Genomic DNA, 20542 nt, shown 5'->3' on the forward strand with positions numbered 1-20542 from the left:
GGATTTGTAAACTCAGGACGGCTCGCAAGACATCGTTTTACGCCGCCCCCTGCCGTTAAAAAGCAAATAACTGAGAAGTGCCAGTACCCAGACGCCTGCCGCGCCATAGAGCAGAATGCCTGCAAAGCCATCAGTCAGTGCCTGCGCAATCTGTCCGCTTTGCAGGGTTTCAATGGCTGAGCCGCCTGCAATACGTTCTGCCAGCAAAGATAAATCCCCTGCTGCGGGCATGACTTTTTTCAGGCTCCTGGCAATTCCCGCCATTAGCAGGTTTCCCATGAGCGCAATGTTGATCGCCAGGGTAATCAGGCGCGCACTGATATCAATCCCCGACGCCATTCCCGCGCGGTTAGCCGCAACAGAGCCGGTCGTGGTATTGGTGACCGGCGTATTGGTCAGCCCCAGCGCAATGCCTGCCAGCAGCGCACCCGGCAATAAGCTGAGGTGATGAACGACGGCGATTTGCATCAGCATAAAACCTGCGCCTATTGTGAATAATCCCAGCGGGATCAGACGTGACGCGCCAAAACGTGTTGTCAGTTTTTCACCGAGCGGTGGCATCAGCAACGTGGGTAACGTATAAGCCAGCAGTGCCATACCGGTAGCGACACTGCCATACCCCAACCCGCCCTGATAATACACCGGCAGATAAATCATCAGCGGCCAGAAGCTGAAATTCATCCCTACCGACCCCATCAGCGCACCAGAAAATGCCCGGACGCGGAAGACCGAAAAATCAAACATCGGGTGCGGATGGCGTTTTTCAATGCCGATGAACATCACCGCGCTGACGGCGGTAGCCAGCAGAACGGCGCCTGCTGTGACACTGTTCCAGCCCAGACTGCTGCCCTGAGTAATGAGGAACGTCGCGCCCAAGACCGTGACCGAAAGGGTAATCAATCCCCCCAGATCCAGTTTTTTAGCCTGTCCGTCACGGGATTCCACCACGTTTTTCAGCGCCAGAATCAGGGTCAGTACGGCGATAACAACGTGGATCAGAAACACCCATCGCCAGCTCAGCCAGGCGACCAGCGTGCCGCCGATGATCGGGCCGAATCCTAACCCGAAACCAAACGTAATCCCCCATGCGGCAAACGCCTGACTGCGCGCTTTCCCTTGCGGAAACTGCGACGAAAGGATCGCAATCAGGCAGGTCAGCATTGCGCCGCCGCTCAGTCCCTGAAGAAAACGTCCTGCGATAAGCCATTGTGCGCTACCGGCGAGACCGCACATCAGCGAGGTCAGCCCGAACGCTGTAATGCTGATGATAAAAACACGTTTCCGTCCATAGCGGTCTGCCAGCGTACCGGTCGCCATCAGTACCGTGGTGCAGGCGAGTGTGTAAGCGTTCATGATCCACTGAAGCTCGCGGAAACTGGCATGCAGTTCCTGTTCGAGTACCGGTGATAATACGGGGACGCTGGAAATTTCCAGCCCCGACATCAGGGCGGCCAGACAAACCGCCATCAGTGCGAGTGTGTTTTTCATGATTAAATCCTGCGGGGATAAGAGACGCATAGCATGGAAGATTGGCGTCAGAGTAGAAATCTGCCGGTATGCCATGTATCGTCAAGATCGTGCCAACCTGAGGGTTATCCTTTCATGCAAAAAGTTGATCTGCCGCTGATGTCTTCCTCCCGCCATCCCGCTGCGCCCAACCGGCGACTGGTGCTGCTGGCTTATGAATGTCTGTGTACCTTCGAGTTTGGCATCGCCGTCGAAGCCTTTGGCCGTGCCGATGAACTCACGGGCGAACCGCTGTACGAGTTAGCCGTCGCGTCGGTAGAAGAAGGGACTTTCGGCGCGCAAGGCGGCGTGCGGCTGGTGGTGGATGGCGGGCTGGAACTGCTGGAAGACGCCGGTACGATTGTGATCCCCGGCTGGCGCAGCATTCACGAACCGGCGTCTGAGCGGCTGATTGCTGCGCTGCAAAAAGCCCATCACAACGGGACAAGAATTGTGTCGATCTGCGCGGGAAGTTTCGTGTTGGCCGCTGCGGGTTTGCTGGACGGTAAACGCGCGACGGCACACTGGAACAGCACCGATGTTCTGGCGCAAAAATTCCCTGACGTGCAGGTTGAGCACGGCATGATTTATGTCGATGAAGGCAGCATCATCACCTCTGCCGGTGGTGCGGCGGGCGTCGATTTGTGTCTGCATCTGATCCGCCGTGATTATGGTATCGAAGTCGCTAACCGTACAGCGCGCCGCATGGTGACGCCGCCGCTGCGCGAAGGGAATCAGGCTCAGTTGATCCAGCAACCGGTACCACGGCATCAGACAAAAACGCTGGCGCCCTTGCTCGATGACTTACGCGGCCATCTCAATACACCGCTGGTGATTGATCAGCTCGCCAGACAAGCCGGTATGAGCCGCCGCACCTTCCTGCGCCGCTTCCATGATGCTACCGGCACTACACCGGGAGAATGGATGCTGACCGTGCGGCTGGAAAAAGCCTGCGCCCTGCTGGAAAACGGCACACTGAGTATTGACCGCGTTGCCGAACAGGCCGGTTTCGGATCGCCGGAAACTTTACGTCATCATTTCCGCCAGCGGCTGGGCATGTCGCCGACACAATGGCGCAAGACGTTTGTTGAACGGGATTTGGTGGGATGAGTTTTGGGGGGCTGGCGGCAGTGGACTTCCGCCGCCCTGGTGATGCATTTCTAAGCTGCCTGTCCGGCAGTGAACTGTTGGGTTTTCAGGTTTACGCTTTGAACGGCAAGAGATTATCCCTGTTTTAGCAGAAATACCCTCTTTTTTTGTGTGTTCGCGTGCACTCATTAAATCAATGAGTTAGGAGCAGTGCAAAAAAGAGGGTCAGTCTGGAGATGTCATTAATACCCCATCCCGGCCTTCCCCTTCGCCGGGGAACGAGCAAGAAAAAAACTTCTGCCCTTATTTTTAACAGGAAGAATCAGAACGAGGGTTTTATTCGATCGAGACTGGCGTGATCAAAAATCTTGCTGAACGGAGCGGCCTGAAGACAGGGGGCTTCAGGACCGGGAGAAGGCATCGCGGAGCGACAAGATTTTGCGCCACACGCTAGGGTGACAGAACATGTCCGTCGTGCCTGCGACAGCGCGCAGTGAAAAGAGCGTGGAGTCCAGAGGCCCGCGCGATTGCGGGTCTCTGGGCCAGTGTGGGCGGCGAGCCCACGACCTTGACCTTAAGGACTTAAATCTTCGTCACCGAATCTACCAACGCCATTTCTTCACTGCTCAGCAGCTTCTCAATATCCACCAGGATCAACATACGGTCACCCAGCGAACCCAACCCCGTCAGATACTCCGTCGACATGGTCACGGCGAATTCCGGTGCCGGGCGGATCTGATCCTGGCTCAGCGACAGCACGTCTGATACGCCGTCAACCACGATCCCGACAACGCGGTTTTCGAAGTTAAGTACAATCACCACCGTGTTTTCGTTGTAAATCACATCTTCCTGAGCGAATTTCACCCTCAGGTCGAGGATCGGCACGATGACGCCGCGCAGGTTGGTGACACCTTTAATAAAGGCCGGGGTGTTAGCAATACGGGTTACCTGATCATATCCACGGATTTCCTGCACTTTGAGGATATCGATGCCGTATTCTTCATCGCCTAAAGTAAAGATCAGAAATTCCTGACCTACTGTTTCGCCCGCAATTTTCGCCACGGTTGCAAGTCCTGCCATGTTGTTCACCTTTGCTTTTATCTTTAAATCGGCCTGAGTTTTTCACACCCGGCAACCTTGCGGTCACCGGCAGCTTTGCTTGTTATGCGGCGGTGGAGCCTGTTGCTAATTTATCGCGGTTCAGTGACTGCAGTGCAGACACGTCCACGATCAGCGCCACACTGCCGTCGCCCAAAATAGTGGCGGCGGAAATGCCCGGTACTTTGCGATAGTTGCTTTCCAGGTTTTTCACCACAACCTGATGCTGACCAATCAACTGATCAACCAGCAACGCGTAGCGACGCCCTGCACTCTGCAAAATCACCACAATGCCCTGCGTGGCTTCGGTTTTGGCGTCTTCAACATCAAAGACGTTGTACAACTCAACCAGCGGCAGGTATTCACCGCGCACCTGCAGAACACGTTCGCCACCGGCCATCGGATGCAAATCCTCTGACAGCGGTTGCAGAGATTCCATCACCGCGTTCAGTGGCAGAATGAAGACTTCTTTACCGACTTTCACTGACATCCCGTCGAGGATCGCCAGCGTCAGTGGCAGCAGGATACGGATGGTAGTGCCTTTGCCCTGCTGGGAATGGATTTCAACGTGCCCACCCATTTCCTGAATGTTTCGTTTCACCACGTCCATGCCGACACCACGGCCTGAAACGTCAGTGACTTTTTCTGCGGTCGAGAAGCCTGCGGCAAAGATCAGCATGCCGACTTCTTCATCGCTCATGTTGTCATGGACGTTCATGCCCTGCGATGCGGCTTTCGCCAGAATACGTTCGCGGTTCAGACCGGCACCATCGTCGATCACTTCGATGCAGATATTGCCGCCCTGATGTTCTGCAGAAAGCGTCAGGTTACCGGTGGGTTCTTTACCATTGGCAATACGCACATCCGGCGTTTCCACACCGTGATCCAGACTGTTACGCACCAGGTGCGTTAACGGATCGATGATACGTTCGATCAGGCTCTTATCCAGTTCGGTCGAGCTGCCAAGCAGTGTCAGTTCGATTTGCTTATTCAGTTTGCTGGCCAGATCTCGCACCAGACGCGGGAAGCGGCTGAACACGAATTCCATCGGCATCATACGAATCGACATCACCGATTCCTGCAAATCACGGGCATTACGTTCGAGCTGGCCCATGCTGTTGAGCAGGTCACTGTGGACAACCGGATCCAGCAGATCGGAACGCTGCGCCAGCATGGACTGGGTGATCACCAGTTCGCCCACGAGGTTGATCAACTGGTCAACCTTTTCAACAGCAACACGGATGCTGGTGGATTCAGGGGCTTTAGGTGCACGGGCTTTCGCCGGTTCGCTGTTCGGCACTGCCGTCAGTACCGGAGCCTGACGGGCAACGACCGCCGGTGCTGCGGCCACTTCCGCCACAACAGGCGCGGATGCGGCAACCGCAACGGCTTCAGAAGCAACCGCTGCCGGGGCGTGAGTGAAGCTGATTTGTTCCGGCTCCAGCACAAAACACAGCACGGCAATAATGTCGTCTTCGCTAACCGTGGTGACCAGGGTGGCTTCCACACTGTCATCAGTCTGAACCGGATCTTTTATCTCGCCAAGATTGCCGAGTTCCTCCAGCATCACAGGAATTTCCTGTGTTTTCAGGCCGGAGAGACGAACGCGCAAATCGCCCTTACCGGCAGCGGGTGCAACCGGCGCTGTCGCGACAGATTGTGCCGCTGTCTGGTCTTCAACCACGTGAAGATCAGGCACAGGTTCACGCGCCTGTTGCGCTTCGAGGGCCAGTTGTCTCAGGGCCGCACAGATATATTCAAAGCTTTCTGCGTCAGGATCCCGGGAAGATTTATAGGCGTCGAGTTGCTCCTGCATAATGTCTTTTGTTTCCAGAAACAGGTTGATGATGTCGGTGCTCAGGCTCATTTCAGCGCGACGAGCACCGTCGAGCAGGTTTTCCAGTAAGTGAGTCGTTTCCTGTAAAACCGTAAATCCAAACGTGGCTGCACCGCCTTTGATTGAGTGCGCTGCGCGGAAAATCGCATTCAGTTGCTCAATGTCAGGCGCCTGCGGATCAAGTAACAACAGATGTTGTTCCATGTCCGCCAGCAACTCGTCTGCTTCATCAAAAAATGTCTGATAAAAATCAGTAATATCCATGCTCACGTGATCACCTCTGCTGTGAATCGCGGCTTGTTAATGTGTCGCAGGTGCCGTGCCCGCCGCGGCAGCCGGAGCTGCCGTCGCAGGTTGAGCGCCTGCCGAGGGTGTCACTGGCGTCTGCGTCTCAATCCCGGGTATTGATGGTGCTTTCTCTGGTGTGGCCGGTGCCGGGTTTGCCTGTGGCGCTAACGCCGGAGCTGCCGGAGCCGAACTCATTTTTGGTGCTAATGCCGGCACTTTTTGTGTGCCTTGTACTTGTCTTTGCAGCTCGCCAGCGTCACTGATCGTGATCGCCTCGCCCTCGCTGTTTTCCCGTTCAATCGCTTCTTCCGCGTGTTTGTTCAGGACCAAAATACTGATACGACGGTTGATGGCGTCACCTGCCGGATGGTTTTTCAGTTGCATGGAAGACCCCATGCCCATCACCCGCAGGACTTTCCCTTCGCTGAGGCCGCCGCTCATCATCTCGCGACGTGAAGCATTCGCGCGCTCAGTCGACAGTTCCCAGTTGCTGTAGCCACGTTCACCTGTGGCATACGGCATGTCATCGGTATGCCCCGCCAGACTGATCTTGTTCGGAAAACCATCCAGTACCGGGGCAATCGCCCTGAGGATATCGCGCATGTACGGCTCAACAATCGCGCTGCCAAGCTGGAACATCGGGCGGTTTTTGCTATCGATAATCTGAATGCGCAAACCCTGCTCGGTCAGGTTAATCATCAGGTGTGGACGTAAATCTTTCAGCCGCGGATCCGACGCCAGCATGTCTTCCAGCTTTTGCTGCAACCGCTGTAAATCGTCCGACTCACGCTTACTCGCCCCCTGCGACTGCTCCATTTTATGGACTTCCCCGTCCTGTACGGTCGGGTCTTCGCCACCGCCCGGGATCGGGCTGGTAGCATCGCTGCTGCGCGGCCCGCCGGTGATCGCCACCGCAAGGGGGGTACGGAAGTATTCGGCAATTTGCACCAGTTCTTTAGGGCTGGAGATCGAAATCAGCCACATCACCAGAAAGAAAGCCATCATCGCTGTCATAAAGTCAGCGTAAGCAATCTTCCACGAACCGCCGTGATGCCCTCCGCCGTGCTTATTCTTTTTCTTGCGTACAACAACGATTGGATGGCTCTGATGCTTCATACTTTTTCTTCTTCAGTTTGTTTCTGACCCGGCGACTTGACCTGGCGAACGTGTTCCTCCAGTTCAATAAACGAAGGTCGCTCCGAGGTGTACAACGTTTTACGGCCAAACTCGACGGCAATTTGTGGCGCATAACCGTTAATGCTCGACAGCAATGTCACCTTGATGCACTGCATCATTTTGGCGTTTTCAGCACTCTTCTGGCGTAACACGCTGGCCAGCGGAGAAATAAAACCGTACGCCAGCAGGATACCGAGGAAGGTCCCGACCATCGCGTGGGCAATCAGTGCCCCGAGTTCTGCGGCAGGTCGGTCAGCAGCGGCCAGGGTATGTACGATCCCCATTACCGCGGCGACGATACCGAATGCCGGGAGTGAGTCACCCACCAGCGCCAGGCTGTTCGCCGGCACTTCACTCTCGTGCTCGTAAGTTTCGATTTCCTCGTCCATCAGCGCTTCAATTTCAAAGGCATTCATGTTGCCGCTGACCATGAGGCGCAGATAGTCAGTCAAATATTCGACTAACTGTTTATCGGCAAGGATGCGCGGATAATTAGCAAAAATGTCGCTTTCGGCCGGATTGTCGATGTCATTTTCCAGCGACAGCATCCCCTGTTGGCGTGATTTGGCTAATACCCGGTAAAGCAGCGCCATCAGATCCATATACAACGCTTTATTGTATTTTGATGCGCGGAACAACTGCGGCAGCGCGCGCATGGTGGATTTGATCGCTTTGCCGTTGTTACCGACGAAGAAGGCACCGATGCCGGCACCGCCAATAATGAGCAATTCTGCGGGTTGGTATAACGCGCCCAGCTCACCGCCGACGAGCATGAAACCGCCGAACACAGAGCCCAACACCACGATGTAACCTATTATCACTAGCACGATGAATCCTTAATTCGATGTGGTTTTAGGGCGAGGTTAAGCGCGCGCCATGTGCCTGACCGATTTGTGCCGTAGAAACGTGCATAAAAAGTGTCAGAGAATGGCTGAGATGTTAGGGGGGAATTGATGAGCGGTGGTAGCCACCGCTCAGAACGACTTACTGCAACCCAACTATCTCAAACTGCGTGCTTGACCTGTTCGTCCAGCTCTTGAGATGTTATATCGGCAACCTGCGGGGAAAGTTTACGTTTTTTTACTGCTCGGGACGGGGGCTGGCAAAGACTGCAAACAAACCCGTGGCGGGGTTGGTGTGCATGGGTAATAAATGAGCCATCACAGCAGTTACACGCTGAAAGCTGCAACATGCCGCTGTCGACAAAACGTACTAACGTCCAGGCACGGGTCAGCGCAAGGATCGGCGCTTCCCCCGGCTGCTCAGGACACTGTTCCAGATATAAACGATAAGCCTTGATCACCGCCTCCACGCCATTACAGTGGCCGCTCTTTAGCAGGAAAGAGTAAGCGTTGTAAAACATGGAGGAATGGATGTTCTGTTCCCAGGTCATGAACCAGTCAGTAGAGAACGGCAACATGCCTTTCGGGGGAGGACTTCCTCGCAACTCTTTGTACAATTTAATCAGTCGGCCACGACTTAATTGCGTTTCGCTTTCCAGCATCTGCAATCTGGCACCCAGCGTAATCAGTTCCATAGCCAGCTGAATGTCCCGTGCTTCCTGAACAATACTTTTTTCTGCTGGCTTGGTTGACGCATCTTTACCAGACATAGCTACGCCCTTTTCTTCATCGCGCCGCTTTCTTTCGCGGCCAGGCCTTTCAGCAGATGGCTGGACAACAAGATACCGGTATGGATTTGTTGTAAGTCATCCACCCGCGATTCCTGGGTCAAGCGTTCAATTGTCTTGCTGTCATCAAAGCGGAACTGACACAAAAGCTGGTTCGTTTCAGCTAACTTCACCATCTGAGGCAGCGTCAGCTGTCTCAGGGTATCTGCCATAACGTCATCGATCCCCAGGCGAAACATCGCTGAGGCCTTTTCGTCGTTAATCAAACGCTGTGCCAACAGTAAATATGACAGGTTGATATCATATATGTGCTTAAGCAATTCGGACATTCTGTTCTACCCCATTACCGATGCCGTTTTTTTAAGACGGCGGATTGATAGACATATTCCATGCAGCAAGAGTTTTACCCGGCGTGACAGGAGTATTTTTTACTATCAAAACAATTGGATCATTGGCTGATTAATAAATCTCACGATGATTATTAGATTTATCACGCGGTATTTACTTCACCGCCAATACAAAGTTGTTCCTGATGTAAACTAAATTAATTGTGACAATTGCACTGCTAAGTAATCGAAAAACACTTTAGTTTTGGTGTACTGGCAGAGTCCGTTGCTGTGATGGCGCCTCATTCAGTGAAACGCTTTTACATACATTATTAGGAATAATCTTACTACGCTGCAACTCTAACCCCGTTTCCTTTATACATACAATCTTACCGTTGACGAATTTTGAATAAAGTGTGATGGAGATCACACTTTATGACTTTATTTTGCTTCTGAAAGTGCAATTTATCGTAAAAATTTGCGCATTTTTAAGCCAAAAGTAAAAAAGCGTCTAAAAAGCTCTCTTCAGACAGCCTTTTTTAGCCTTTTTTAGATCAATTTGTACAAAGGCCAACCAAAGCCAAATGAACAGCACAGATAATAATTAATAACTTCTCATGCAGCTATTTATGCTGGAAATTTCAAATAGCATGATCATTGTGCTAAATACACTCAACCCAGTCAGCACAAGGGTTTTCGGGGAGTTGTCCTAATGGTTTGTGAGGAAATTAAGCGCGAATTGTTCTTAAACCGTGAGCAAGCACGCGGTTTAAGAAATAAAAAGACAATTATTGTAATAATTTATGATCGGACATGCGGAAACATCCAGCAACAAGGCCGGATTGATAAGAAGAAGTGATGGAATGGCATAGTGGTGCCGAACTTAACCTATCGGCAACTGTTCAGGAAAACTTTAATCATTGTGCTTAAAAAAGTGCTTTATACCGCGCAATAGCAAATAAAAAGCGCGTGACTAGGAATTTTATTACCAGACCAGCATCTGTCGCCAGTTTCACCTGCAGATTAGCGATTAAAACGCATTTTTAACTACGCTGTCAGAAGAATATTAGACAGCAAGCTTAAAAAATGTACCGCCATTAAACCGGCTAATTAAACGGAAGGATAAAATAGGCGTTGCAGGATAAATGAATAATTTCCTGCACATGAGAAAGGGGGTTTCCGAACGTTAATGCAGCAGACACTTAACAACCTGCCGAAATTTCCGGCAGGTCATAACGTGAAATTATCTACACCGCGTTTGGTGATTAAAAAGGCATGGTTCGCGGATCAGCATGCTGATATTCAAAGCCAAGTTCTTTGCAGATCCGCTCACCATCGACGATTTTGCCCTTCTGTGCTGAAGCTTGTTCAGCAAAAGTCGGCGGCTCCAGCCCCATCTGTCTGGCCAGCGCCGGATAAAACTCCGCTTTGGCAGGATGAGCAGGTGCGCACAGGTTATACGTATGGCCGCCTTTCGGCAGACTGAGTAACAACGCAATCGCGGCAATCACATCATCCTGATGCACCAGGTTGACGCCATGCTGACCGCCTTTCACCTGAGTCTTTCCGGCCATAAAACGTCCCGGATGACGATCACCACCGACCAGACCGGCCAGACGCAGTACATCGACAGACGTATTGGGTAAACCATGGAGCCAGTTTTCGAGTTCTTTGAGCACCTTTCCGCTGGTCGTGACCGGTTCAAGCGGCGACCCCTCACGCACCACCCCCTCTCCTTCGCCATAAACAGATGTCGAGCTGGTGAAAATAATGCGTTTGACGTTATGCGCCAGCGCGCTGTCGGTTAACAGCTGTACCGCCTGGAAGTACAGTTCACTGCCTTCCACCGTCCGGCGCGCAGGCAGGGTAATGATCAGCGCATCGACATTCAGCAACTGATCGAGATCTTCCGCCGCACATTCCATCTGCGGCGTAAACACCAGCGGGAAACACTCGATCCCCACGGCTCTGGCGGCATCTACCCCATCCGGCGTGGTTTTACTGCCGACCACCTGATAACCTTTTGAAGCCAGCGCCATCGCCAGTGGCATTCCCAGCCAGCCCAGTCCGATAATCGAAACCTTCTTCATACTTCGCTCCGTTGTTTCATTGGCATGTGGCATCACATCACCCACTGCTGATACTGCTTCCTTTATACTAGCAAATGTCACCTTTTCCCGGTTCAGCCTGCGTAAGGTTTTCTCTGCCTCTGTTAACAGATCATTCATTTATTCGATGAAAACCCTGCTGCGGATAAGAAAAACTCATCATCGGAAAAAAAGGTTGCGCTGTTACCGCCCGATAGTTTAGTTTTATTGGCAGCGAATTTGATATGTGTGGCGAATGATTCAAATCTGAATCACGCGGCATATAAATGAACATACTGAGACACTGACATGACAAACGTTCTGATTAACCACCGTCATCACCATCACCCTGACTAGTCTTTCAGGCGATTGGTGCTGGGAGACTGTTTAGATCTTCCAGTGGCGCAGAACGCAGAGATAGCCCCCGGAAGATTTCTTCCGGGGGCTTTTTTTTGGCCTGACGGATTGAAGTTAACGCCTTTAAACAAACGATTTTTACGATAAATAATTAAGAAACTGAGGTCATCATGCTGGATAAAACACGTTTACGGATAGCAATGCAAAAGTCAGGTCGCCTGAGCGATGAATCACGCGAACTGCTGGCCCGCTGCGGGATCAAAATCAACCTGCAGGAACAGCGTCTGATCGCCTTCGCAGAAAACATGCCGATCGACATTTTGCGCGTGCGTGATGACGATATCCCGGGGCTGGTGATGGACGGTGTGGTGGATCTGGGCATCATCGGTGAAAACGTGCTGGAAGAAGAGTTGCTGAGCCGCCGCGCCCAGGGCGAAGACCCGCGTTATTTCACCCTGCGTCGTCTGGATTTTGGCGGTTGCCGTCTGTCACTGGCGACGCCACTGGACACGGAGTATACCGGTCCGCAAAGCCTGCAAAACGCCCGCATCGCCACCTCGTATCCGCACCTGCTCAAGCAATATCTCGATAAAAAAGGCGTCGATTTCAAATCCTGCCTGCTGAACGGTTCTGTGGAAGTCGCCCCGCGCGCCGGTTTGTCGGATGCGATTTGTGACCTGGTCTCTACCGGCGCCACGCTCGAAGCCAACGGCCTGCGTGAAGTGGAAGTGATTTATCGCTCCAAAGCCTGTCTTATCCAGCGCGACGGCGAAATGCCACAAGAGAAACAACTGCTGATCGACAAAATGATGACCCGTATTCAGGGCGTTATTCAGGCACGCGAATCCAAGTACATTATGTTGCACGCGCCAAGTGAGCGTCTTGATGAGATTGTTGCCCTGCTGCCGGGCGCTGAGCGTCCAACCATTCTGCCGCTGGCAGGCGATCAGCAACGTGTGGCCATGCACATGGTCAGCAGCGAAACCCTGTTCTGGGAAACGATGGAGAAACTGAAAGCGCTCGGCGCCAGCTCCATTCTGGTTCTGCCAATCGAAAAAATGATGGAGTAAGCCATGAAGCCTGACGCGTTCACTACCCCGATTGACTGGCAGCAATGCGACGAACAACAGCGTCGCGAGCTGCTGACACGCCCGGCAATTTCGGCGTCTGACCGTATTACCGAATCTGTCAGTGAAATCCTGCGCCGCGTGCGCAGTGAAGGTGACAGTGCGCTGCGCGAGTTTTGCGCCCGCTTTGATAAAACTGAAGTCCAGGAATTGCGCGTCACTGCACAGCAAATCGGGGCAGCGGCCGCGCGTTTAGGTGAGGATGTTAAACAGGCGATGGCACATGCCGTGCGCAATATCGATACTTTTCATCAGGCACAAAAACTGGCTGTGGTGGATATCGAAACCCAGCCCGGCGTACGTTGCCAGCAACTGACCCGCCCTATTCAGTCCGTGGGCCTGTATATTCCGGGCGGTTCTGCGCCGCTGGTGTCCACCGTATTAATGTTAGCGACCCCGGCGCGTATTGCCGGATGCCAGAAAGTGGTGCTGTGTTCTCCGCCGCCGATTGCCGATGAAATTCTGTATGCCGCGCAACTGTGTGGCGTGGAAGAGGTGTATCAGCTTGGCGGTGCGCAGGCAATTGCCGCGCTGGCCTTTGGCACCGAAACCGTGCCGCGCGTGGCGAAAATCTTCGGGCCAGGCAATGCCTACGTCACCGAAGCCAAACGTCAGGTTAGTCAGAGCCTGGACGGCGCGGCAATCGATATGCCAGCCGGGCCTTCAGAAGTGCTGGTGATTGCCGACAGTGGCGCAACACCTGACTTTGTCGCCTCTGATTTGCTTTCTCAGGCAGAACACGGCCCCGATTCTCAGGTGATTTTGCTGACGCCGGATTTGAAAATGGCGCAGGCGGTTGGTGAAGCCGTTGAACGCCAGTTGCAGACATTATCCCGCAGCGAGATTGCCCGTCAGGCACTGGCAAGCAGCCGTCTGATTGTGGCGAAAGACATCGCGCAGTGTATCGAAATCAGCAATGCGTACGGTCCGGAGCACTTGATTTTGCAAACCCGTGAGCCGGAGCAACTGGTCGACAGTATCACCAGCGCCGGTTCAGTATTTCTCGGTGACTGGTCACCGGAATCCGCAGGCGATTACGCTTCCGGCACCAACCACGTCTTGCCGACTTACGGTTACACGGCCACCTGTTCCAGCCTCGGTCTGGCAGATTTCCAGAAACGCATGACCGTTCAGCAGTTAACGCCTGAAGGGTTGCTCGGTCTGGCAAATACCATCGAAACCCTGGCGCAGGCTGAACAACTGACCGCACACAAAAATGCCGTGACTTTGCGCGTTAACGCTTTAAAGGAGCAACGCTGATGAGCAATGAAAACACCCTCAGCGTTCAGGCGCTGGCACGTAAGAATGTGCAGGAACTGACCCCGTATCAGTCCGCACGTCGTCTCGGCGGCAACGGTGATGTGTGGCTTAACGCTAACGAATACGCCATCGCGCCACAGTTCGAACTGACACAGCAGACCTTTAACCGTTATCCGGAATGTCAGCCTGCGCTGGTCATCAACCGTTACGCAGCTTATGCGGGTGTTGACCCGGAACAGGTGCTGGTCAGCCGTGGCGCAGACGAAGGCATTGAACTGTTGATCCGCGCATTCTGTGAACCGGGCAAAGACGCTATTCTTTATTGCCCGCCGACTTACGGCATGTACAGCGTCAGCGCCGAGACAATTGGCGTGGAAGGCCGCACCGTGGCCGCAAAAGCCGACTGGTCTTTGGATCTCCCGGCCATTGAAGCCGCGCTGGATGGTGTGAAACTGGTTTATGTGTGCAGCCCGAATAATCCGACCGGCAATATCATCGATCCGCAAGAGATACGTGCTGTGCTGGAAATGACCCGCGGACGCGCCATTGTAGCGGTCGATGAGGCCTATATTGAATTTTGCCCGCAGGCGACAGTGTCGGGCTGGTTGCAGGAATATCCGCACCTGGCGATTTTGCGCACACTGTCCAAAGCGTTTGCCCTCGCCGGTTTGCGCTGCGGCTTCACGCTCGGCAACAGCGACCTGATTGGTTTATTAATGAAAGTGATCGCGCCTTATCCTTTATCTACGCCTGTAGCCGATATCGCTGCACAGGCGCTGAGCCCGGAAGGGCTGGCGATAATGCGTCAGCGGGTGACTGAAGTGACGGAAAACCGCGCGTGGTTGCGGGAAGAACTGGAAAAATGCGCCTGCGTTGAAGAGGTTTTTGCCAGCGACACTAACTACGTCCTCGTCCGCTTCTACGCTTCAAGTGCCGTCTTTAAAAACCTCTGGGATCAGGGCATTATCCTGCGTGACCAGAACAAGCAACCGGGACTTTCCGGCTGCCTGCGGATCACAATCGGTACCCGGGAAGAACTGCAACGGGTGATCACCGCCCTGCTGCCTTTACCTGGCGCTACCGCATCCACTCTTAATGATAATCAAAATAGCCCCCGCAAGGAGCACATGTGAGCCAGAGTCCGTTATTGCAAAAAACACTGTTTATCGACCGCGACGGTACCCTGATTTCCGAGCCACCTGAAGATTTTCAGGTCGACCGTCTGGACAAACTGGCCCTCGAGCCGGGCGTCATTCCGGCACTCTTAGCGCTGCAAAATGCCGGTTTTAAACTGGTGATGATCACCAATCAGGACGGTCTGGGCACCGCCAGTTTCCCGCAGGAAACCTTCGACCCGCCGCACAACCTGATGATGCAGATCCTGACTTCACAGGGCATCGTTTTCGACGAGGTGCTGATTTGTCCGCACCTGCCAGCCGATCACTGCGATTGCCGTAAACCAAAAACCAAACTGGTGGCGGGTTATCTGGAAAGCGGCGTACTGGACACGGCAAACAGTTATGTGATTGGCGACCGTGACACTGATATCCAGCTGGCGGCCAATATGGGTATCGCCGGGCTGCGTTATCAGCGCGATACGCTGAACTGGGCGACGATTGCAGAGCAACTGACTCAACGTGACCGCCATGCAAAAGTTAACCGCGTAACGCGTGAAACGGCCATTGATGTGGATGTCTGGCTGGATCGCGAAGGTGAAAGCAAAATCCGTACCGGCGTCGGTTTCTTCGACCATATGCTGGATCAGATCGCTACGCACGGCGGTTTTCGTATGAACATCGAAGTGAAAGGCGATTTGTATATCGACGATCACCACACGGTGGAAGATACCGCACTGGCGCTGGGCGAAGCGCTGAACAAAGCGCTGGGCGATAAACGTGGCATTGGCCGTTTCGGATTCGTACTGCCTATGGATGAATGTCTGGCTCGCTGTGCACTGGATATCTCCGGGCGTCCGCACCTGGAATACAAAGCTGAATTTAACTATCAGCGCGTCGGCGACCTGAGCACGGAAATGGTCGAACACTTCTTCCGTTCACTGTCTTATGCGATGGCCTGTACCCTGCACTTGCGTACTAAAGGCAAGAACGATCACCACCGTGTTGAGAGCCTGTTCAAAGCCTTTGGCCGCACACTGCGCCAGGCAATTCGTGTGGATGGCAACACCCTGCCGAGCTCGAAAGGAGTGCTGTGATGAATGTCGTTATCCTTGATACCGGCTGTGCCAACCTCTCTTCCGTGAAATATGCAGTTCAGCGTCTGGGCTATGAGCCAACGGTGAGCCGTGAACCGGAGATTGTGTTGCAGGCTGACAAATTGTTTTTACCGGGCGTCGGCACGGCGCAGGCGGCGATGGAACAGCTCGAACAGCGTGAGCTTATTGACCTGATCAAAGCCTGCACCCAACCGGTGCTGGGCATTTGTCTGGGTATGCAACTGCTGGCTTCATCGAGCGAAGAAAATGGCGGTATCGATACACTGGGTATTATTGAGACGCCGGTGCAGCGCATGCCAGACCTTGGTTTGCCGCTGCCACATATGGGCTGGAATCAGGTCACCGCCAACGCCGACAGCCATTTATTCCGCGGCATTGATGAAAATGCTTACTTCTATTTCGTCCACGGATTTGCCATGCCGGTATGCGAAAACACGGTCGCTCAGACACTTTACGGCGAGCCCTTCAGCGCCGCCGTACAAAAAGACAACTTCTTCGGCGTGCAGTTTCATCCCGAACGTTCCGGTGCCGCGGGCGCACAGTTGCTGAAAAACTTTCTGGAGATGTAAACAGCATGATTATTCCCGCTTTGGATTTGATCGAAGGCAGCGTGGTGCGTTTGCATCAGGGCGATTACGGTCAGCAACGTGACTACGGCAATGATCCGTTACCGCGTTTGCAGGATTATCAGCAGCAAGGTGCGCAAGTTCTGCACCTTGTCGATTTAACCGGCGCGAAAGATCCGGCTGCACGCCAGATCCCTTTGCTGACGAAATTACTGGCCGGTGTTTCCGTGCCGGTGCAGGTCGGTGGCGGCATCCGTAATGAGCAGGACGTTGAAGCACTGCTTAACGCTGGCGCAACCCGCGTGGTGGTCGGTTCGACCGCAGTGAAAGATCCGGCGACCGTGCAGGGCTGGTTCAGCCGTTTCGGCGCGGATGCGCTGGTGCTGGCACTGGATGTACGCATCGATGCCGAAGGTAGCAAAAATGTGGCCATCAGCGGCTGGCAGGAAAACTCCAATGCCACGCTGGAACAGGTCGTCGAGCAATATCTGCCATTCGGCCTGAAACATGTGCTGTGCACCGATATTTCCCGTGACGGTACGCTGGCCGGTTCCAACGTCGAACTTTATCGTGAAGTGACAGCGCGTTATCCGCAGGTGGCGTTTCAGGCTTCAGGCGGTATCGGCTCACTGGATGATATCGCAGCATTGCGTAACAGCGGTGTGGAAGGCGTGATTGTCGGGCGCGCATTGCTCGACGGTAAATTTAATGTGACGGAGGCAATTTCATGCTGGCAAAACGGATAATCCCTTGCCTCGACGTTAAAGACGGTCAGGTCGTCAAAGGCGTACAGTTCCGCAATCACGAAATCATCGGCGATATCGTACCGCTGGCGCAGCGCTATGCGCAGGAAGGCGCGGACGAACTGGTATTCTACGACATCACCGCCTCAAGCGACGGCCGCGTAGTGGATAAAAGCTGGGTATCGCGCGTGGCTGAAGTTATTGATATCCCTTTCTGCGTGGCGGGTGGCATTAAGAGCCTTGAAGATGCCAGCCAGATTTTACAGTTTGGTGCAGATAAGATTTCTATTAATTCCCCTGCCCTGGCGGATCCGACACTGATCACCCGCCTTGCCGACAGGTATGGTGTACAGTGTATCGTCGTGGGTATCGATACGTGGCACGATACAGAGACGGGAACTTATCAGGTTCATCAGTTTACCGGTGATGAAGCGCGTACTAAGATCACCACCTGGCAGACTATCGACTGGGTGAAGGAAGTGCAGGAACGCGGCGCAGGTGAAATTGTGCTGAATATGATGAATCAGGACGGCGTGCGTAACGGATATGACCTTGAGCAACTGAAGATGATCCGCGAAGTGTGTCATGTTCCGCTGATCGCTTCGGGCGGCGCGGGGACCATGTCACACTTCCTCGACGCCTTCCGCGAAGCACAGGTCGACGGCGCACTGGCCGCCTCTGTGTTCCACAAACAAATTATTAATATTGGCGAGCTGAAAAGCTACCTGGCCGAAAATGGCGTGGAGATCCGCTTGTGAGTAATCAGGATGTAAAAACCGGTCTGCTGACCGATGAACAGATTAGCCAGCTCGACTGGGAAAAAGTGGATAACCTGATGCCAGCCATCATTCAGCACGCGGTGTCGGGTGAAGTGCTGATGCTCGGATATATGAATCAGGAAGCACTGGGCGTTACGCAGTCTTCCGGCAAGGTAACGTTTTATTCACGCACCAAAGAGCGTCTGTGGACCAAAGGCGAAACGTCAGAAAACTACCTGAACGTCGTCAGCATCACCCCGGATTGCGATAACGACACGCTGCTGGTGTTGGTCAATCCGGTTGGCCCGACCTGCCATAAAGGCAATAACAGCTGCTTCCACCCTGCCGAAACCGACTGGGCGTTTCTGTATCAGCTCGAAGAACTGCTCGCCTCGCGCAAAACCGCCGATCCGGAAAGCTCGTATACCGCCAAACTTTACGCCAGCGGTACCAAACGCATCGCACAAAAAGTCGGTGAAGAAGGCGTTGAAACTGCGCTGGCTGCCACCGTCAACGACCGCTTTGAACTGAAAAATGAAGCCTCAGATCTCATTTATCACCTGCTGGTATTGCTGCAGGATCAGGATCTGAACCTGAGTGCAGTCATTGAGAATCTGCGTCAGCGTCATAAGAAATAACGTCGAAAATTCAAAAGTAAAAGTTCAGACGTAAAAAAGCCGCCTTTGCTGATGCATTGGCGGCTTTTTTGTCTCGACGTGACAACACCGGCACGCTTAACACGTGCCGGTCAGGCAATTAATCCAACCATTCGGTATGGAATACACCATCTTTGTCGGTACGTTTGTAAGTATGCGCACCGAAGTAGTCACGCTGTGCCTGGATCAGGTTGGCGGGCAGAACCGCAGAACGGTAGCTGTCGTAGTAGTTGATCGCAGCAGAGAAGGTTGGCGTCGGGATACCGTTCTGAACGGCATAAGACACGACATCACGCAGCGCTTGCTGATATTCATCAGCAATGTTTTTGAAGTACGGAGCCAGCAGCAGGTTAGCGATAGAGGCATTTTCAGCATACGCATCGGTAATTTTCTGCAGGAACTGTGCACGGATGATACAACCCGCACGGAAAATCTTCGCGATTTCACCGTAGTTCAGATCCCAGTTGTTCTCATCTGATGCGGCTTTCAGCTGTGAGAAGCCTTGCGCGTAAGAAACGAGTTTGCCCAGATACAGAGCACGACGCACTTTCTCGATGAACTCCGCTTTGTCGCCAGAGAAAGGTTTCACCGCCGGGCCGGACAGTACTTTAGAAGCCGCAACACGCTGGTCTTTCAGGGAGGACAAGTAACGGGCAAACACAGACTCGGTGATCAGCGTCAGTGGTTCGCCCAGATCCAGTGAGCTCTGGCTGGTCCATTTACCGGTGCCCTTGTTCGCTGCTTCATCCAGGATCACATCGACCAGGTATTTACCTTCTTCGTCTTTCTTGGTGAAGATGTCTTTGGTGATGTCGATCAGGTAGCTGCTCAGCTCGCCTTTGTTCCAGTCAGCAAAGGTGGTCGCCAGCTCTTCGTTGCTCAGGTTCAGGGACTGCTTTAGCAGAGAATACGCTTCTGCGATCAGCTGCATGTCGCCGTATTCGATACCGTTGTGAACCATTTTGACGTAGTGACCGGCACCATCTGCACCGATGTAAGCCACACAAGCGTCGCCATCTTCAGCACGGGCTGCGATTTTTTCAAGAATAGGTGCTACCAGCGCGTAGGCTTCTTTCTGACCGCCAGGCATGATAGACGGGCCTTTCAGTGCGCCCTCTTCACCGCCGGAAACGCCGGTACCGATGAAGTTGAAACCTTGCTCGGACAGTTCGCGGTTACGGCGAATGGTGTCTTTGTAATAGGTGTTACCGCCATCGATCAGGATGTCGCCTTTATCCAGGTGCGGAGTCAGGGATGCGATGGTTTTATCAGTTGCTTCACCGGCTTTCACCATCAGCAAGATACGACGAGGTTTTTCCAGCGAGTCAACAAACTCTTCGACGGTGTAGTGCGGAACCAGATTTTTACCCGGATTTTCAGCGATGACTTCATCAGTCTTGTCGCCTGAACGGTTAAAAATGGAAACGGAATAACCACGGCTTTCAATGTTAAGCGCGAGGTTACGGCCCATGACCGCCATACCGACAACGCCGATCTGTTGTTTGGACATTAGCAACTCCTGTCTGAAATAGTTGATCGCCCAGTTTTTAGTCTAAACCCCTGTAAACAGTGAGTTTAACTGCACTGAGCCATACAAATGAACACAAGCATTGTACATGAGAATGGCGAAGGGTGAACCTATTGCAGCCATAACAATATTCTGATCGCACATGCCAGCAATCCCCTGCTTCGCCCTTCTCAGAGGCCAGCTTTACTTTACCGGTAACATGTGGGGAATGCAGGTAAAAAAGAGCTAAAGTGACAGCGAAAGTTTTGTTGCCTCTATCAAGCCGCTTAGAGCAGCG

At 53.2% G+C, this 20542-nt stretch carries 18 protein-coding genes and 1 other annotated feature; of the genes, 9 read left to right on the plus strand and 9 right to left on the minus strand.

From position 1 onward, the window contains the following. Positions 1–12: 12 nt before the first annotated feature. The gene (locus tag EX31_RS11390) at positions 13–1488 is read right to left on the minus strand and encodes an MFS transporter (protein WP_037034845.1); all 1476 of its coding nucleotides are present in this window, start codon (positions 1486–1488) and stop codon (positions 13–15) included. Between the two features lie 114 nt (positions 1489–1602). Here EX31_RS11390 and ftrA point away from each other — a divergent pair, with 114 nt between their 5' ends. Then, complete coding sequence (gene ftrA, locus EX31_RS11395; protein WP_037034847.1) at positions 1603–2616, plus strand: transcriptional regulator FtrA; 1014 nt, start codon at positions 1603–1605, stop codon at positions 2614–2616. A 561-nt stretch (positions 2617–3177) separates the two neighbouring features. On the opposite strand, the gene cheW is transcribed toward ftrA, so the two are convergent. From cheW to EX31_RS11430, 7 genes are all read right to left on the minus strand, one after another. Then, positions 3178–3675 carry a chemotaxis protein CheW gene (gene cheW, locus EX31_RS11400; protein WP_013575095.1) on the minus strand — a complete coding sequence of 166 codons (498 nt, stop codon included), beginning with the start codon at positions 3673–3675 and terminating at the stop codon, positions 3178–3180. 82 nt (positions 3676–3757) lie between these two features. After that, the gene (gene cheA, locus EX31_RS11405) at positions 3758–5794 is read right to left on the minus strand and encodes a chemotaxis protein CheA (protein ID WP_153375938.1); all 2037 of its coding nucleotides are present in this window, start codon (positions 5792–5794) and stop codon (positions 3758–3760) included. A gap of 36 nt (positions 5795–5830) precedes the next feature. After that, positions 5831–6934, minus strand: coding sequence for a flagellar motor protein MotB (gene motB / locus EX31_RS11410; protein ID WP_013575093.1), 1104 nt, complete (start codon positions 6932–6934; stop codon positions 5831–5833). Next, on the minus strand, positions 6931–7821 hold the full coding sequence (motA, locus tag EX31_RS11415) for a flagellar motor stator protein MotA (RefSeq protein WP_013575092.1): 891 nt from the start codon (positions 7819–7821) through the stop codon (positions 6931–6933). The genes motB and motA overlap by 4 nt, the downstream gene beginning before the upstream one ends. 176 nt (positions 7822–7997) lie before the next feature. After that, complete coding sequence (flhC, locus tag EX31_RS11420; protein WP_013575091.1) at positions 7998–8606, minus strand: flagellar transcriptional regulator FlhC; 609 nt, start codon at positions 8604–8606, stop codon at positions 7998–8000. Between the two features lie 2 nt (positions 8607–8608). Next, positions 8609–8953, minus strand: a complete 345-nt coding sequence (gene flhD / locus EX31_RS11425) for a flagellar transcriptional regulator FlhD (RefSeq protein WP_013575090.1) — start codon at positions 8951–8953, stop codon at positions 8609–8611. 1262 nt (positions 8954–10215) lie between these two features. Next, positions 10216–11040, minus strand: a complete 825-nt coding sequence (locus tag EX31_RS11430) for an SDR family oxidoreductase (RefSeq protein WP_037034849.1) — start codon at positions 11038–11040, stop codon at positions 10216–10218. A gap of 329 nt (positions 11041–11369) precedes the next feature. Further along, positions 11370–11491, plus strand: a sequence feature (His leader region). Positions 11492–11564: 73 nt separating this feature from the next. Between EX31_RS11430 and hisG the strand changes: the two genes are divergently transcribed. Genes hisG through hisIE form a run of 8 tightly spaced genes read left to right on the plus strand, consistent with a single transcriptional unit; the run spans position 11565 to position 18719 of the window. Continuing rightward, positions 11565–12464, plus strand: coding sequence for an ATP phosphoribosyltransferase (hisG, locus tag EX31_RS11435; RefSeq protein ID WP_013575087.1), 900 nt, complete (start codon positions 11565–11567; stop codon positions 12462–12464). A gap of 3 nt (positions 12465–12467) precedes the next feature. Next, positions 12468–13781, plus strand: coding sequence for a histidinol dehydrogenase (gene hisD, locus EX31_RS11440; RefSeq protein ID WP_037034855.1), 1314 nt, complete (start codon positions 12468–12470; stop codon positions 13779–13781). Then, the gene (gene hisC, locus EX31_RS11445; protein ID WP_037034856.1) at positions 13781–14914 is read left to right on the plus strand and encodes a histidinol-phosphate transaminase; all 1134 of its coding nucleotides are present in this window, start codon (positions 13781–13783) and stop codon (positions 14912–14914) included. Before hisD ends, hisC begins: the two co-directional genes overlap by 1 nt. Positions 14915–14928: 14 nt before the next feature. Further along, a complete protein-coding gene (hisB, locus tag EX31_RS11450; RefSeq protein WP_015689709.1) occupies positions 14929–15993 on the plus strand; it encodes a bifunctional histidinol-phosphatase/imidazoleglycerol-phosphate dehydratase HisB in 1065 nt (354 codons plus the stop codon). Next, positions 15993–16583 carry an imidazole glycerol phosphate synthase subunit HisH gene (hisH, locus tag EX31_RS11455; protein WP_013575083.1) on the plus strand — a complete coding sequence of 197 codons (591 nt, stop codon included), beginning with the start codon at positions 15993–15995 and terminating at the stop codon, positions 16581–16583. The genes hisB and hisH overlap by 1 nt, the downstream gene beginning before the upstream one ends. A gap of 5 nt (positions 16584–16588) precedes the next feature. Continuing rightward, entirely contained in the window at positions 16589–17326 is a 738-nt protein-coding gene (hisA, locus tag EX31_RS11460) for a 1-(5-phosphoribosyl)-5-[(5-phosphoribosylamino)methylideneamino]imidazole-4-carboxamide isomerase (RefSeq protein WP_037034858.1), read from the plus strand. After that, complete coding sequence (hisF, locus tag EX31_RS11465; protein ID WP_037034859.1) at positions 17308–18081, plus strand: imidazole glycerol phosphate synthase subunit HisF; 774 nt, start codon at positions 17308–17310, stop codon at positions 18079–18081. The genes hisA and hisF overlap by 19 nt, the downstream gene beginning before the upstream one ends. A gap of 23 nt (positions 18082–18104) precedes the next feature. Next, positions 18105–18719, plus strand: coding sequence for a bifunctional phosphoribosyl-AMP cyclohydrolase/phosphoribosyl-ATP diphosphatase HisIE (gene hisIE / locus EX31_RS11470; protein ID WP_037034927.1), 615 nt, complete (start codon positions 18105–18107; stop codon positions 18717–18719). Between the two features lie 118 nt (positions 18720–18837). Here hisIE and gndA read toward each other — a convergent pair whose 3' ends face one another. Next, on the minus strand, positions 18838–20247 hold the full coding sequence (gene gndA / locus EX31_RS11475) for an NADP-dependent phosphogluconate dehydrogenase (protein ID WP_013575079.1): 1410 nt from the start codon (positions 20245–20247) through the stop codon (positions 18838–18840). Positions 20248–20542 lie beyond the last annotated feature (295 nt).

Source organism: Rahnella sp. WP5, assembly GCF_000745615.1.
In the GTDB taxonomy this organism is placed as follows: domain Bacteria; phylum Pseudomonadota; class Gammaproteobacteria; order Enterobacterales; family Enterobacteriaceae; genus Rahnella; species Rahnella aceris.

Excerpts from the sequence above, each read along its gene's own strand:
- EX31_RS11390 (WP_037034845.1), bottom strand. The coding sequence starts at position 1,488 with ATGAAAAACACACTCGCACTGATGGCGGTTTGTCTGGCCGCCCTGATG.
- ftrA (WP_037034847.1), top strand. The coding sequence starts at position 1,603 with ATGCAAAAAGTTGATCTGCCGCTGATGTCTTCCTCCCGCCATCCCGCT.
- cheW (WP_013575095.1), bottom strand. The coding sequence starts at position 3,675 with ATGGCAGGACTTGCAACCGTGGCGAAAATTGCGGGCGAAACAGTAGGT.
- cheA (WP_153375938.1), bottom strand. The coding sequence starts at position 5,794 with ATGGATATTACTGATTTTTATCAGACATTTTTTGATGAAGCAGACGAG.
- motB (WP_013575093.1), bottom strand. The coding sequence starts at position 6,934 with ATGAAGCATCAGAGCCATCCAATCGTTGTTGTACGCAAGAAAAAGAAT.
- flhC (WP_013575091.1), bottom strand. The coding sequence starts at position 8,606 with ATGTCTGGTAAAGATGCGTCAACCAAGCCAGCAGAAAAAAGTATTGTT.
- flhD (WP_013575090.1), bottom strand. The coding sequence starts at position 8,953 with ATGTCCGAATTGCTTAAGCACATATATGATATCAACCTGTCATATTTA.
- EX31_RS11430 (WP_037034849.1), bottom strand. The coding sequence starts at position 11,040 with ATGAAGAAGGTTTCGATTATCGGACTGGGCTGGCTGGGAATGCCACTG.
- hisG (WP_013575087.1), top strand. The coding sequence starts at position 11,565 with ATGCTGGATAAAACACGTTTACGGATAGCAATGCAAAAGTCAGGTCGC.
- hisD (WP_037034855.1), top strand. The coding sequence starts at position 12,468 with ATGAAGCCTGACGCGTTCACTACCCCGATTGACTGGCAGCAATGCGAC.
- hisC (WP_037034856.1), top strand. The coding sequence starts at position 13,781 with ATGAGCAATGAAAACACCCTCAGCGTTCAGGCGCTGGCACGTAAGAAT.
- hisH (WP_013575083.1), top strand. The coding sequence starts at position 15,993 with ATGAATGTCGTTATCCTTGATACCGGCTGTGCCAACCTCTCTTCCGTG.
- hisA (WP_037034858.1), top strand. The coding sequence starts at position 16,589 with ATGATTATTCCCGCTTTGGATTTGATCGAAGGCAGCGTGGTGCGTTTG.
- hisF (WP_037034859.1), top strand. The coding sequence starts at position 17,308 with ATGCTGGCAAAACGGATAATCCCTTGCCTCGACGTTAAAGACGGTCAG.
- gndA (WP_013575079.1), bottom strand. The coding sequence starts at position 20,247 with ATGTCCAAACAACAGATCGGCGTTGTCGGTATGGCGGTCATGGGCCGT.